The organism is Acidovorax sp. AC410 (assembly GCF_979253235.1).
The window spans coordinates 3,978,982-3,992,129 of record NZ_CEEDCG010000001.1 but is presented as its reverse complement, the minus strand read 5'-3'; the positions used below and the strand labels follow the sequence as shown (position 1 = coordinate 3,992,129).

Sequence of the window (13,148 nt, the reverse complement as noted above, 5' to 3'; positions counted from 1 at the left end):
GGAGCACCCACCATGGCACCATCCACGCCCACTTCCCACATCCCCCGCCGCCTGCTGCTGCAGGCCGCAGGCGCCGCACTGGCCGCACCCTGGGTGGCCCACAGCCACGCGGCCACGGTGGCCGGTGGCCGGCCTGTCACGCTGGTGGTGTCCTACCCTGCGGGCGGCGGCGCCGACCTGATCGCGCGCATCATCGCGCCGCGCCTGGCCGACGCGCTGGGCCAGAGCGTGGTGGTGGAGAACAAGCCGGGCGCCAGCGGGCAACTGGCCGCCTCGCAGGTGGCGCGCGCCACGCCGGACGGCAGCACGCTGCTGCTCGATGCCTCGTCGTTCGCGGTCAACCCCTCGCTGTTCCCCAAGCTGCCCTACGACAGCGCCAAGGCCTTCACCCCGCTGGCGGTGCTGGTCACCTTTCCCAACGTGCTGGTGTGTACGCCTGGCTTCTCGGCCAAGTCCGTCAAGGACGTGATCCAGCTGGCCAAGGCCAAGCCGGGCGAGCTGACCTATGCGTCGTCGGGCAATGGCTCGGCCCAGCACCTGGCGGGCGCCATGTTCGAGGGGCGCGCGGGCGTGCAGTTGCTGCACGTGCCCTACCGCGGCGGCGGCCCGGCCATGACCGACGTGATGGGCGGGCAGGTGCCACTGTTCTTTGCCAACGTGGCCTCGTCGCTGGGCCATATCCAGGCCGGCAAGCTGCGCCCGCTGGCCGTGACCAGCATGGTGCGCGCCCGCTCGCTGCCCGAGGTGCCCACCATGGCCGAGGCCGGCGTGCCCGGCTACGAGGTGCTGGAGTGGAACCCGCTGCTCGCCCCCGCCGGCATCGCGGCAGACACCAAGGCCACGCTGGTGGCCGCCATCCGCAAGGCCCTGGCCGACCCCGAGGTGCTGGGCCGCGTGCGCCAGTTGGGGGGCGATGTGTTCGCCGATGCCTCGCAGCAGACCGCCGGCAAATTCATTGCGGCGCAGCAGGAGCAGTGGGCCAAAGTGGTGCGCGAGCGCAAGATTTCTGTGGGATAAGCCCCCGCCCCGGGTGGCCGGCAGGGAGCGCGCACGCTTCGTGCATGCGCCACCGGAACACCGCAGCGTGTGACTGAAATGACTTTTTCCACCTCTCCCCTTTCCCCTCCTGCCCCGCCCCAGGGTTGGGACACCCACGTACACGTGTTCGACAGTGCCGCACCCGCGCAGGCCGGCCACTACCAGCCCGTACACCGGCCGCTGGCCGATATCGAGGCGCTGGCCGCAGCGCATGGCGTGGGCCACCTGGTGCTGGTGCAGCCCAGCGTGTATGGCACCGACAACCGCGTGCTGCTCGATGCGCTGGCCCAATCCAGCGGCCGCCACCGCGGCGTGGTGGTGCTGGACGGCGCCGTGCCCGATGCGGAACTGGACCGCATGCATGCCCTGGGCGTGCGCGGCGTGCGCTTCAACCTCGTCTCGCCCGTGGGCAACGGCCCCGAGACCATGAAGACCCTGGCCCCGCGCCTGGCCGAGCGCGGCTGGCATGTGCAGTGGTACGCCAACCCCGAAGACCTGGCCACCATCGTCCACCTGCACCAGGGCACGCCCGTGGCCTGCGTGCTTGACCACCTGGCCGGCCTGCACGGCTTGCTGCCGGCAGAGGACCGCGCCTGGCAGGCCCTGGCCAAGCTCGCGAGCCAGGGCGCCTGGGTCAAGCTCTCGGGCTGGTACCGGCTGCAGGCCAGCGCGCCCTACGGCCTGCTGCACCCGGCGATCACCCGCGTGGCCGCGCACATGGGGGATCGCCTGGTCTGGGGCTCCGACTGGCCGCACACCTCGTTCGCGCCCGACGCGCTGCCGCGCTATGCCAGCGTGTGGGAGCCGGTGGTGAATGCGCTGGGCCATGAGGCCGCGCTGCGCATCCGCGATGCAGGCGAAAAGCTGTACCGCTGAAACAGCAGGCCCACCGCCTACTCGTTCACCTGCGCCGCCTCGTCGATCACCAGGTAGCGCTTGACCAGGTCGAAGAAGCTTTCATAGAAGGTGTCCGCCGTGATGGTCTCGCTGCCCACGCGCACCAGCGATTCGCTGCTCGACGAGAACGGCAGCGATACCGACCCGATGGCCCCCACACCCAGGCTGGCCGAGTTGTTGGTCTTGCGCAGCGCAAAACTGTCCTGGATGGCCGTGACGAAGCCCAGGCTGATCTTGCCGGTGGGCGACTCGGGCACGCAGACCACGCGGATCACCATCTGCATATGCGTCTCGGTGCCGGGCTGGAAGTTCTTCTTGCCCTCCACCAGCTCAGCCGAGCTGGTGTTGATGATGTAGCCCTGGCTGAGCAGCGCCCGGCGCGATGCCTCGCAGGTCTGCGCCGGCGTGGCATCGAACAGCCGCGAGTAGGTGGCCAGCGAGCCGAATTTCTCCTGCGGCGCCTGGGGGCCCTGCGTGCTGCTGGGCAGGGTGCCGCAGCCAGCCAGCAGCATGGCGACGCCAGCCAGCAGTGCGGCAAGCGGGCGAAGGGCGCGTGGCGTGGCGCCGAAAGGCACAGGGGCAGACGGGTTCGAGGGCATCGTCGGATTCAAAAGCGGCACTCCGAAAAGGCAGGCATGGGAGGGGGTCCGGGGCGCCCGGCACTGCAGACAATGGCGGGCAACTGTCGCTGTGAGGCGCCACACTTGCGGTCGGTTCCCGGCATTCTAAAAATGAAATTCGTCCATGGAATGGCATTTCGTCGGAACACGGCGCCCGGACTGTGAAGTTCTCAGCCGAGGCACCATCATGCCATGTTGCTCTCATTTCGATAGCCCGCAAGCCCCCCTGCACGATATTGGTCTTGATTGTTACAAATGGCGCTGCAAGTTGCCGGTGGGGATGGGGATACCTTTGCCCTCGTTACACATCTGGACATACAAAAAACCATTTACTACAAATACACTATGTGGCTATGGGCCAGCTGGCGCCCCTATGGGAGGGAGCCGCACCAAGATGCCCGAGGAGGGCCGCGCTTTCGTGCGCGGTGAAGGAAGAGATACGTGAACCAAAAAGCCGACCTGTCCTTTTCGCTGGAACCCATCGAGAAGGAATCCGCCGCCACCAAGACCGTCTTCACGGAGCGCACCTGCCCTCGCTGCAAGTACGCACGGCAGCCGACCGATACCGCGCCCGACTGGCAGTGCCCCAGCTGCGAAGTGGCCTATGACAAGGTAGACCCGCCCAAGCCCCGCGAACCCGAGGCTGCTGCCCCTGCGCCGGCACCCTATGTCGGCAAGGCCGCCCGGCAGCGCGCCGAGGCGGCGGCTGCCGCCGAAGCCGCAGCAGCGGCCAAGAAGAAGGAAAAATCCCGCAAGAAAGCTCCGCGCGAGCTTCCCACGACCTGGATTGCGTTGGCACTGGCCGTGGCCATCGGCGGGGGCCTGATCGGCTGGAAGTTCCACGCCGACAAGGTGCGCGCGCAGGAGCGCGCCGCCAAGGTCGAGGCCGATGCCCGCGCGGCGGAAGTGGCGGCGCAGAAAGCCGCCCAGGACCAGCAGGCACGCATGAAAGACCTGGAAAAGCAGGCCCGCCGCAGCAGCGAAGGACCCGAAGCGGTGAAGGAGCTGCAGGCCCTGGCAGACAAGGGCGACCTGCGCGCCATGCTGGTGCTGGGCACCACGCTGCGCGACGGCCGCGGCGTCCCCAAGGACCCCGACCAGGCCATCCGCTGGCTGACCAAGGCATCCAGCGAGGGATATTCCCTGGCCAGCGTCCAGCTGGGCTACAGCTATGAGCGCGGCCTGGGCGTGACCCAGCAGGCCGAGCAGGCCGAAAACCTGTACCAGCGCGCCGCGCGCCAGGGTGACCCGTCGGGCCTGTACAGCCTGGGCCTGCTCTATTCCACGGGCCTGGACAATGTTGGCCGCCGCCCCGTGGCCGCCCACATGCTGCTGGACCTGGCGCAGCGCGCGCACAAGGAGCAGCAGCAGGACGACACGCTCGTCCCGCCCAACCGCGGCGCCTTCTGGGCGGCCGGCACCATGCGCCGCCTGGCACCCGGCATGAGCATCGTGGAAGTGGCCGAGGCCAAGCGCCTGGCCGACGCCTGGAAGCCAGGGCAACCGTTCGGGTTCTGACCCCCTGGCTTTGGAGTGGCCGATCTAAAGCCGACCTGCTGAGCAGCAGATTACCGGCGGATACACGCGCCGGTGCGCGGTACGGGTACAGTGCAGGGCTTTCGCGGAGCGCAGCGCCAGCAGGCGCAGCGCCCGCCGTGCCTTTTTCCGCCCTGCTCGCCTTCCCCCTTTCTTTCCGGTTTCCCCATGTCCAACCTCATCGTCCACGGCGGTACGCCCCTGCGTGGCCGCATCACCCCGTCCGCCAACAAGAACGCCGTGCTGCCGGTGCTGTGCGCCACCCTGCTCACGCGCGAGCCGCTGCGCCTGCATGGGGTGCCCGACATCACCGACGTGCGCAAGATCCTCGACATCTTTCGCATGCTGGGCAGCAGCGTGCAGCTGGACGAGGCCACGGGCACGCTGAGCCTGCACCACCAGAACACCGTGTTCGACCCCGCGCAGCACCGCCTGCCCGAGGAGATGCGCTCGTCCATCATGCTGATCCCGCCGCTCCTGGCCCGCTTTGGCGTGGCGCGGCTCGAAGACAACGTCAAGGGCTGCACCCTGGGCGTGCGCGAGATCGACCCGCATGTGGAAGTCTTCCAGCGCTTCGGCGGCACGGTGGAGCGCGCCGAGGGCTCGCTGCTGGTGCGCAGCAGCCACCAGGGCGCGCTCACGCCCACGGACCACTGGCTCGACTACGCCTCCGTCACCACCACCGAGAACTTCGTGCTCTGCGCCGTGGCCGCCAACGGCACCTCCACATTGACCAACGCGGCATCGGAGCCCCACGTGCAGGAGTTCTGCCGCTTCATGGTGATGCTGGGCGCGCGCATCGACGGCATCGGCACCTCGCGCATCACGGTGCAGGGTGGCGCGGCGCTGGGCGGTGGCGAGTTCCGCTTTGACGAAGATTTTCACGAGATCACCACCTTCCTGGCGCTGGGCGCCATCACCGGCGGCGACGTGATCGTGCGCAACAGCGCGCCGGGCAACTTCCCGCTGATCGACCGCACCTTCGCCAAGTTCGGCGTGGTGGTCACGCACGAGGACGGCTGGTCGCGCGCCCACTGCCCTGGCCCGCTCAAGGTGCAGACACCGTTCACGAGCAACGTGCTGACCAAGGTCGAGGCCGCGCCCTGGCCCTACTTCCCGGTGGACCTGCTGCCCATCTTCATCGCCCTCGGGGTGCGTGCACAGGGCAATTGCATGTTCTGGAACAAGGTGTACGACGGCGCCCTGGGCTGGACGGGCGAGCTCTCCAAGTTCGGCGCCCATGTGTTCTCGTCCGATCCGCACCGCCTCATCACCTTCGGCGGCAACCCGCTCTCCCCCGCGCTGGTGGAAAGCCCCTACATCATCCGCGTGGCCATTGCCCTGTTCATGGTGGCGGCCAGCATCGAAGGCCGCTCGGAGATCCGCAATGCCGCGCCCATCCGCCGCGCCCACCCGCGCTTCGTCGAGAACCTGCGCAGCCTGGGCGTGAACGTGGAGTGGACCAGCGAGGAGTAAGGGCCCGCTACTGGCGACGGAACCAGAGCACAACGCCCAGGAACACCACGCCCGTGAGAATGGGCGACCAGGACATTAGCAGTTCGATCCACGTCGATTTGCGGATGCCCGACCAGACCTCGACCTGCACGCGGTCGATGCGCAGGTTGCGCGACGATTCGAACTCCAGCGAGGGGGCCGCCATGCGGTCTTCCTTGAAGCTCACGCCCTTGGAGGCACCGACCATGGACACCGGCTGGCCCGCACGCGCGCCCTTGTGTACCAGCTCGGGCAAAAAGGAGATGGGTGACGGGCCGTCGAACTGCAGGCCCGTCTGCCAGCGCGAACCGGCGTCGCCATCGGCCAGCGCCACGCCGGAGACCTTGACGACGATGGTGAAGGGGTTCTTGCTGGTGGGCAGCGACAGCTCGTCGCCGCGCCAGCGCTCGGTGTCGGCGTAGATGCCCTTGCCCTTGTCACCCGGCTTCTGCGCCTGCTTTTCCTGGAAGCGCTGGAACTTCGCCAGAGTCTCGGGCGACAGGTCGTAGATCTTCTCCAGCGTCTTGCCATAGGCGCCGGCTTCGTCCTTGGCCTGCACGCAAGGCAGGGCAGCCGCCAGCATCAGAAACGCCACGGCAGCCCATCGCCGCACGCTGCCCGAATGGGTGGCGCAAATCACGGTACGCATCTGAAACTCCCTCTCTCGTGCTGTTGTCGTTCGTTGTGCACGCAGCCTGCATGGGCCGCGCAGCACGGAGTGTAGGAGACAATGCGCGTGCTTTTCACTGCCCGCCAGACGCCTCCCGCCCCATGCCCCTGCCTGCTGCTGCCCTGCTCTGCCTCGTGGTCGCCATCAGCGATGGCGACACCCTTACCGCCCGCTGCGGCACGCCCGGGGCTTACCAGCAGATGAAGGTGCGGGTGGCAGCCATCGATGCGCCCGAACGCAAGCAGGCCTTCGGCCAGAAGGCGCGCCAGCACCTGGCGCAGATGTGCTTCAAGCAGCGCGCCACGCTGCAGCCCATCGAGGAGGACAGCTACGGCCGCACGGTGGCCAATGTGCGCTGCGGCGGCACCGACGTGGCCACGGCGCAGGTCACGGCGGGCCTGGCCTGGGTGTACACGCCGTATGCGCAGCAGCACCCGCACCTGGCACCGCTGCAGCGCCAGGCGCGTGCCCAGGGCGAAGGCCTGTGGGCCCAGAAACGCCCGCTGGCGCCCTGGGACTACCGGCACCGGCACCAAAAACCCTACGGCCCCGTTGGGATCCGCGCCACCACCGGTTGAGACCACCTGGGCCGGCCATGGAATACTGGTCTGGTCGCCGCGCGTGTGGAAGAATCCGGCGCGCACCTACGGCCCCACCTTCCCATCCACAATCCGCCCTCGTCGCACCACCTGCATGACCCGCCCCCTGCGCCGCACATCTGCTGGCTTTACGCTCCTGGAGCTCATGTTCGTCACCGGGATCATTGGCATCCTGGCCGCCGTGGCCTTGCCCGCATACCAGGACTACCTTTTGCGAGCCCGCGTTGCGGAAGGCCTTGAGTTGGGCCGGGCCGCCCAGCAAAACATTGCCGAATACTATGACCGCTGGGGCGTACTACCCCGGGACAATGCAGCTGCGGGCCTGCCGGCACCGGCGCTCATGAAAGGCGCCTGGGTCGACGGCATCGACGTAGCACAAGGGGTGTTGTCGATCCGGTTTTCCGATGCCCTGGGCAAGGACCTTCCCAAGCCCGCCCTGCTGGTGATGCGCCCCGCCATACGGGACGCTTCGCCCACCGCCCCATTGGCCTGGATATGCCAGAACGCCCCTTCTCCCGCAGGCACCCGCGTGGCACCGATGCCGGCGGCCCCATCCTTGCTGGAGAACAAACACCTGCCTTCCGCATGCCGCCCCCGCTGATGCTGCGCCACCCAGCCTGGTTGCGTGAGCGGATGAAGCCGCTCGAGATTGCGATAAGTGCGCTCATCATCGCAAGCGCCGCAGCCGCATGCATGACCACGCTGTGGCCCTTGCGAGAAAAGGCCCATGCGATGGAGGCCCTGACCCTGCTGGGCGGTGCCCGGCTGGAAGCAGCCCTGGAAATCGCCATGCGCGGAACCTTGCAGGAGGCCGGCGCCCGCGCCCAGCCGCTGCCGATCAGCCAGTCAGCGGGCATGCTGCACGACCCCCGCGACGACGGCCGGTTGAAGGACATGCGGTACGAGCGGCTTGGGGACAGCGTGCGGGCCGCAGGCCAGTTGCGCAGCGGCGCACATCCCGTGCTGCTGGGCTTGCGGCCGGCACTGCCCGACGACGCACCGGCCTGGACCGTGCTCTGGCTGTGCGGAGGCAAGCCCGTACCCGCTGGGTGGGCAACCCCCTACCCCGCCGCCATCAGTGGCATGGCCCCAGCAGAGACACCCGCGGCCTGCAGGGGCGCTGCCACCGACAGGAATCCATGAAGAAGAACCAAGACACCCTGCAGGACCAAGCGCTGCTGCTGCGCCATCTGGCGGCAGCCACACGAGCGGGCAGTGCCCTGCCGCCTGTCACACGCCTGCTGGCGCAAGACGCGCAATTGCCGCGCGCCACAAGGCGTGCCTATGCAGACACGGCACAGGCCCTGGAACAGGGCGCTGGGCTCGGCCAGGCCTTGCAGCAATTGCCCGCATTCTCCAGTCCCGACACTGCCGCCTGGCTCCAGGGCACCGAAGGACCGCACCAGCAAGCCGACACGCTGCAGGCACTCGCCGCAGACACGGAACTGCGCGTGCGCGGCCGCACCGATCTGGCACTGCTGCTGATCTGGCCCTCGTCCCTTGCATCCGCGGCATGCGCGCTCTTTGTCTCCATGCTGATGTTCGTCGTACCGTCGATGCGCGAGGGCATGGAAGCAATCGGCCACGAACTGCCGGCCCTCACCCGTGCGGTGTTCGACAACGGCCCGCTGCAGTGGCTGCTGATCGGATGGCAGCCCGCCTTGATCGTGGCCTTGCTCCTGTTGTGCATGTTTGCAAGGCATTTGCCCGCTGGATGGACCAGGCGATTGGCCGATGCAGGCCACGCCTCGGGATTGACGCGGCGCCTGGGCAAGGCGGAGCTTGCCGTCCGCGCGCTGGCCATCCTGCGCGCATCGGCGGGCAGCAGCATCCAGCCCGCTGCAGCACTGGGCCACCTGGCCTCGACCACCGGACCGACCCCGCTCAAGAAAGCCGCTCAGGAGCTGCAGGCGGCCATCGCCGCCGGGCACAGCTGGAGCAAAGCGTTCGAGACTGCCGGGGTGCTGCCACAACGCTATGCGCTGCACCTGGCCGTGGCCGAGCAGGCCCACGACGCGAGCATGCCACTGCCCTATCTGCAAGCCTGGGCAGACACGGAATGGGCCGAAGCCTTGGCCCGCCTTGATCGCACCATCGTGTTCGCCCTATATGCCTGCGTGGGCTCTCTCATCGGCACCTTGCTGGTGTCGATTTATCTCCCCATCCTGAAACTGGGCCAGATGCTATGACCGATCGCTTCCCACATCTGCCCACCTGCCGCAACCGGGGCTTCACGCTCATCGAGCTGATGGTGGTGATCGCGATCATGGGCATCATGGCCACGATGGCCATGCCGTCCTACCAGGACCGCATCATCCGCACCCAGGTCACCGAAGGCCAGAACCTGGCGGAGTTTGCCCGGCAGGCCGTGGGCACCCACTACGCCCGCACGAAATCGCTGCCGGCCAGCAACGCGGCGGCGGGACTGCCGCCTGCCGACCAGATCATGGGCAACTACGTGACGCAGCTGGTGGTGGAGCAAGGCGCATTGCACATCCGTTACGGCAACCTGTCCAACCGCAACCTGGCCGGCAAGACGCTGACCTTGCGGCCCGCCGTGGTGGAGGGCTACCCGCAGGTGCCCATCGCATGGATTTGCGGACAGGCCGCCGTGCCGGAGAAAATGAAGGTCCATGGCAGCAACGCCACCGACCTGCCAAGCCACTTCCTCCCCCTTGAGTGCCGGGGCGCGCCCGTCTCCTGAACGCCCAGTCGCAGATCAGCGCAGCAGCGCCAGCACGCCCTGCGGCAACTGGTTGGCCTGGGCCACCATGGCCGAGCCGGCCTGCTGCAGGATCTGCTGGCGCGCCAGCGTGGCGGTCTCGACCGCAAAGTCGGCATCGAGGATGCGCGAGCGGCTGGCCGACAGGTTCTCGCTGGTGTTGTTGAGGTTGGCCATGGCCGACTCCAGGCGCGAGGCCTGGGCCCCGATCACGGCGCGCTGGCTGTTGACGTAGTCGAGCGCGCGGTCTACCGCCACGATGGCCTGGGCCGGCGAGATAGTCACATCCAGCGTGCTGCGCAGCCCCAGCGACGACAGGCCCATCGCGCCTATCGATGTTTCCAGGGTCTGGTTGGCATTGGCACCGATCTGGAAGACCTTGGTCGTCGTGCCGCCCTTGGAGGTGGCAATGGTTTCGAAAGACTCGGCAAAGCCGTCGAGCACGTCGGTGCCCGAGCGGCTGCCGCTGTTGGGCACGGTGCTGGTGGCGGTCTTCACGTCACCGCCGTCCACATCCTGCCCGCCGATGGCGCCGGTATCGGCATTGTTCAGGTCGAAGCCGCTGATGAAGGCCGCGCCGTTGGCGGAGAACTGCGTCTTGAAGTCGGCGGCGCTGGCAAACTGCCCCTGCGAGGCGTTGGCCAGCGCCTGGTCGAGCGTCGAACCCGGGTTGGCGCTCAGGTAGGTGAGCACATCCTTCACGCCCTCGCCGCCCGCACCCTTGATGCGGCTGTGCATGTAGCGCACGGCGGAATAGCTCGATGAGTAGAACTCGCTGGTGTTCGAGGGTCCGTTGATGGCCGCCACCACGGCGGGCAGCCCGACGTTGGCGATGTCGCCCTTGACCCGCTCGTCCGCCCCCTGGATGAACTCGGCCGTGCCCTCGGCAAACCACAGGTTGTTGCTGGTGATGTCCTGCCAGTTGGTGGCCCGCGCCATCACGGCGTGCACCATCTCGTGCGCGATGATGCGGTCGTTGTAGTACGGGGCATTGCCCCCGTCGGGGAAGTTGGGCGGCACGAAATCGGCCATGTCCACCTGCAGGGTCAGGTTGGTGCCGCGCCCCTGACCGTCAAAGCCGGTGGCCTGCACGTAAGCGGCCACTCCGCCCGCGCCATCGGTGTAGCCCGTGTACTTCACCGCCAGCGCCGCCCCGTCGGCCTTGATGCCGTAGAGCTTGCCGATCAGCGTCTCACTGCTCTCCAGCCAACTGCCCACGCTGGTCATGCCGTCGAACACGGCCAGCAGGCTGGCATCCCCCACCAGGCTGCCCCGGGTGGGGTCGAACACGTTCATGCCATTGAACTGCGCCGTGTTGGCGGTGCGGTCGATCTCGGAGGCCAACTGGGCCACCTCGGCCTGGATGGCCTGGCGGTCGCTGGCGCTGTAGCTGCCATTGGCGGCCTGCACGGCCAGCTCGCGGATGCGCTGCAGGCTCGATGCGATGGTGCTGATGGCGCCTTCGGCAGTCTGCAACAGGGAAATGCCGTCGTTGGCGTTGCGCGCGGCCTGGTTCAGGCCGCGGATCTGGCTTGTGAAGCGTTCGGAAATGGCCAGGCCTGCCGCATCGTCCCGGGCGCTGTTGATGCGCAGGCCCGAGGACAGCCGCTGCAGGGAAGTCGCCAGAGCGCTCTGCCCCACGCTCAGGTGGCGCTGCGCACTCAGCGACATCACATTGGTGTTGATGCTCAACGCCATGGCATGCCCGAAGAAGAACTCCTGACCGACCTAAGAACGTGTTTGCGATCTTTACGGGGCCGCGTTGGGGCGCAATCGGGATGAGTGGATGCTTCGGATGCGCCGCATGGGCTCGTGCCCATGCAAGCAGCCGGGGCGTCCAATCGCCCGATTTCGCCCCAACCCTTCGGGCAAGTGCCTTTTCGGGCGGTCTGCGGCGTTGCGGTGCTTGCCAATAGCCAGCTATTGGCTGCACCCCGCGCCTTGCATCCCATCCCGAAAAGGGACTTGCGCGTCCCCGTAAAGATCGCAAACACGTTCTAACAGGCAGGGCTGCGCACGCGCCGCCGCTGCCAGGGCTGGCCCCATGCCGGCCCTTCTTTTTCGGTTATCGGCGGATGTAACAGAAACTTTCGGGGATTTTTTGCACTGGCCGGCCAGGCCGCGTTCAGCAGCCCCGGCGCAAAGCCGGTAGCATCGAGCCCCCGGTACAAACCCTGATAGGCTGGCCTGGCACCGGCCCAGCGCAGCTTTCTGCGGCCCGCCCGCCCCCCGCGCCAGCCCATTTTCCGCACATCCCGTGTCCCAACCGTCCCCGACCTCTCCCCCGCTCCCGGCAGGCCAGCCCGCCCCCAGCGTCTACCGCCACACGGGCTTCCTGGCCTTTCTCACCGCCCGCCTGATCGCCGTGTTCGCCACCCAGGTGCAGGCCGTGGTGGTGGCCTGGCAGGTGTATGACCTGACGCGCGAACCGCTGGCCCTGGCCTACGTGGGCTTGGCGCAGTTCCTCCCCATGCTGTGCCTGCTGCTGCCGGCCGGCGACCTGATCGACCGCTTTGACCGCCGGCGCATCCTGGCCATCAGCTGGGCCGTGGGTGCCGTCTGCAGCGCGCTGCTGTGGTGGCTGTCGGGCCATGGCGCCACGGGCGTCAACGGCATCTATGCGGTGCTGGTGCTGTTCGGCTGCGCGCGCGCCTTCTCGGGCCCGGCCATGCAGAGCCTGCTGCCACAGATCGTGCCGCGCGAGCAACTGGCCCAGGCGATTGCCGCCAACAGCATGCTGATGCGTGCCGCCAGCATCGGCGGGCCGCTGCTGGGCGGCATGCTGTACGCCGTGGGCGGCGGCGAGCTGACCTATGCACTGTGCTTCGTGTGCTTTGCACTGGGTGCCGCGCTGCTGGCGCGCGTGGCCGTCCCCTACGCCATGCCCCCGGCGGCGGCGCAGGGCACCATGTGGCAGCGCTTTGGCGCGGGCATCGTGTTCATCCGCTCGCGGCCCATCATCCTGGGCACCATTTCGCTGGACCTGTTCGCCGTGCTGCTGGGCGGCGTGGTGGCCTTGCTGCCCATCTACGCGCACGAGGTGCTGCATGTGGGCCCCGCCGGCCTGGGCGCATTGCGCAGTGCCATGGCCGTGGGCGAGGTGGGTGCCGGGCTGTACCTGAGCCTGCGGCCCTTCAACCGCAAGGTGGGGCAGACCATGTTCATCGCCGTGGCCATCTTCGGCGCGGCCAACCTGGTGTTCGCGCTGTCCACGCTGTTCTGGCTGTCCTTTGCGGCCCTGCTGGTGGCGGGTGCCGCCGACATGGTGAGCGTGTACATCCGCGGCGCGCTGGTGCAGTTCTCCACGCCCGACGAGATGCGCGGGCGCGTGAATGCGGTGAACATGCTGTTCATCGGCTCGTCCAACGAACTGGGCGAGTTCCGCGCCGGCACCAGCGCCGCCTGGCTGGGCGTGGTGCCTGCTGCCGTGCTGGGCGGCATCTGCACGCTGGGCGTGGTGGGCGCGTGGACGCTGGGCTTCAAGCAACTGCGCAAGGTGGACAAGTTCGAGGAAGCGGCCAAGACCCGCTGAGCCTGCGCGCATGCCGCGCACACACAAGTGCTCACAACCT

Annotated in this window: 13 protein-coding genes; 10 read left to right on the top strand and 3 right to left on the bottom strand. The window is 68.0% G+C overall.

Translation table 11 applies throughout. The features are described 5' to 3' along the window. Positions 1 to 12: 12 nt before the first annotated feature. Positions 13 to 1,017: a tripartite tricarboxylate transporter substrate binding protein gene (locus tag AC0IZS_RS18480; RefSeq protein ID WP_471636934.1), complete on the top strand. Its 1,005-nt coding sequence runs from the start codon at positions 13 to 15 to the stop codon at positions 1,015 to 1,017. Between the two features lie 78 nt (positions 1,018 to 1,095). Further along, positions 1,096 to 1,914, top strand: coding sequence for an amidohydrolase family protein (locus AC0IZS_RS18475; RefSeq protein WP_471636933.1), 819 nt, complete (start codon positions 1,096 to 1,098; stop codon positions 1,912 to 1,914). Between the two features lie 17 nt (positions 1,915 to 1,931). On the opposite strand, the gene AC0IZS_RS18470 is transcribed toward AC0IZS_RS18475, so the two are convergent. Continuing rightward, positions 1,932 to 2,534 (bottom strand): DUF2242 domain-containing protein, encoded by a 603-nt coding sequence (locus tag AC0IZS_RS18470; RefSeq protein WP_471636932.1) that lies wholly within the window; start codon positions 2,532 to 2,534, stop codon positions 1,932 to 1,934. Between the two features lie 462 nt (positions 2,535 to 2,996). Between AC0IZS_RS18470 and AC0IZS_RS18465 the strand changes: the two genes are divergently transcribed. Both AC0IZS_RS18465 and AC0IZS_RS18460 read left to right on the top strand, forming a co-directional pair. Beyond that, on the top strand, positions 2,997 to 4,073 hold the full coding sequence (locus AC0IZS_RS18465) for a tetratricopeptide repeat protein (protein WP_471636931.1): 1,077 nt from the start codon (positions 2,997 to 2,999) through the stop codon (positions 4,071 to 4,073). Between the two features lie 186 nt (positions 4,074 to 4,259). Next, the gene (locus tag AC0IZS_RS18460; protein WP_471636930.1) at positions 4,260 to 5,567 is read left to right on the top strand and encodes a UDP-N-acetylglucosamine 1-carboxyvinyltransferase; all 1,308 of its coding nucleotides are present in this window, start codon (positions 4,260 to 4,262) and stop codon (positions 5,565 to 5,567) included. A gap of 7 nt (positions 5,568 to 5,574) precedes the next feature. Here the strand turns inward: AC0IZS_RS18460 and AC0IZS_RS18455 are convergent, their stop codons facing one another. Then, positions 5,575 to 6,234 (bottom strand): hypothetical protein, encoded by a 660-nt coding sequence (locus tag AC0IZS_RS18455; protein WP_471636929.1) that lies wholly within the window; start codon positions 6,232 to 6,234, stop codon positions 5,575 to 5,577. A gap of 122 nt (positions 6,235 to 6,356) precedes the next feature. Here AC0IZS_RS18455 and AC0IZS_RS18450 point away from each other — a divergent pair, with 122 nt between their 5' ends. The 5 genes from AC0IZS_RS18450 to AC0IZS_RS18430 all read left to right on the top strand — a co-directional run bounded on the left by AC0IZS_RS18450 (position 6,357) and on the right by AC0IZS_RS18430 (position 9,558). Next, the gene (locus tag AC0IZS_RS18450; protein WP_471636928.1) at positions 6,357 to 6,833 is read left to right on the top strand and encodes a thermonuclease family protein; all 477 of its coding nucleotides are present in this window, start codon (positions 6,357 to 6,359) and stop codon (positions 6,831 to 6,833) included. Between the two features lie 115 nt (positions 6,834 to 6,948). Further along, entirely contained in the window at positions 6,949 to 7,455 is a 507-nt protein-coding gene (locus AC0IZS_RS18445; protein ID WP_471636927.1) for a pilin, read from the top strand. 92 nt (positions 7,456 to 7,547) lie between these two features. After that, positions 7,548 to 7,997 (top strand): hypothetical protein, encoded by a 450-nt coding sequence (locus tag AC0IZS_RS18440; protein ID WP_471636926.1) that lies wholly within the window; start codon positions 7,548 to 7,550, stop codon positions 7,995 to 7,997. Then, positions 7,994 to 9,043: a type II secretion system F family protein gene (locus AC0IZS_RS18435; RefSeq protein ID WP_471636925.1), complete on the top strand. Its 1,050-nt coding sequence runs from the start codon at positions 7,994 to 7,996 to the stop codon at positions 9,041 to 9,043. The genes AC0IZS_RS18440 and AC0IZS_RS18435 overlap by 4 nt, the downstream gene beginning before the upstream one ends. Then, positions 9,040 to 9,558, top strand: coding sequence for a pilin (locus tag AC0IZS_RS18430; RefSeq protein WP_471636924.1), 519 nt, complete (start codon positions 9,040 to 9,042; stop codon positions 9,556 to 9,558). The genes AC0IZS_RS18435 and AC0IZS_RS18430 overlap by 4 nt, the downstream gene beginning before the upstream one ends. Positions 9,559 to 9,573: 15 nt before the next feature. Here AC0IZS_RS18430 and AC0IZS_RS18425 read toward each other — a convergent pair whose 3' ends face one another. Beyond that, positions 9,574 to 11,274: a flagellinolysin gene (locus AC0IZS_RS18425; protein ID WP_471636923.1), complete on the bottom strand. Its 1,701-nt coding sequence runs from the start codon at positions 11,272 to 11,274 to the stop codon at positions 9,574 to 9,576. A gap of 559 nt (positions 11,275 to 11,833) precedes the next feature. Between AC0IZS_RS18425 and AC0IZS_RS18420 the strand changes: the two genes are divergently transcribed. Next, positions 11,834 to 13,108, top strand: coding sequence for an MFS transporter (locus AC0IZS_RS18420; RefSeq protein WP_471636922.1), 1,275 nt, complete (start codon positions 11,834 to 11,836; stop codon positions 13,106 to 13,108). Positions 13,109 to 13,148: the final 40 nt, after the last annotated feature.

Bases quoted from the DNA above. Each gene is read 5' to 3' on its own strand.
- AC0IZS_RS18480 (WP_471636934.1), top strand. From the start codon at position 13: ATGGCACCATCCACGCCCACTTCCCACATCCCCCGCCGCCTGCTGCTG.
- AC0IZS_RS18445 (WP_471636927.1), top strand. From the start codon at position 6,949: ATGACCCGCCCCCTGCGCCGCACATCTGCTGGCTTTACGCTCCTGGAG.
- AC0IZS_RS18455 (WP_471636929.1), bottom strand. From the start codon at position 6,234: ATGCGTACCGTGATTTGCGCCACCCATTCGGGCAGCGTGCGGCGATGG.
- AC0IZS_RS18475 (WP_471636933.1), top strand. From the start codon at position 1,096: ATGACTTTTTCCACCTCTCCCCTTTCCCCTCCTGCCCCGCCCCAGGGT.
- AC0IZS_RS18440 (WP_471636926.1), top strand. From the start codon at position 7,548: ATGACCACGCTGTGGCCCTTGCGAGAAAAGGCCCATGCGATGGAGGCC.
- AC0IZS_RS18460 (WP_471636930.1), top strand. From the start codon at position 4,260: ATGTCCAACCTCATCGTCCACGGCGGTACGCCCCTGCGTGGCCGCATC.
- AC0IZS_RS18430 (WP_471636924.1), top strand. From the start codon at position 9,040: ATGACCGATCGCTTCCCACATCTGCCCACCTGCCGCAACCGGGGCTTC.
- AC0IZS_RS18450 (WP_471636928.1), top strand. From the start codon at position 6,357: ATGCCCCTGCCTGCTGCTGCCCTGCTCTGCCTCGTGGTCGCCATCAGC.
- AC0IZS_RS18435 (WP_471636925.1), top strand. From the start codon at position 7,994: ATGAAGAAGAACCAAGACACCCTGCAGGACCAAGCGCTGCTGCTGCGC.
- AC0IZS_RS18425 (WP_471636923.1), bottom strand. From the start codon at position 11,274: ATGGCGTTGAGCATCAACACCAATGTGATGTCGCTGAGTGCGCAGCGC.
- AC0IZS_RS18470 (WP_471636932.1), bottom strand. From the start codon at position 2,534: ATGCCCTCGAACCCGTCTGCCCCTGTGCCTTTCGGCGCCACGCCACGC.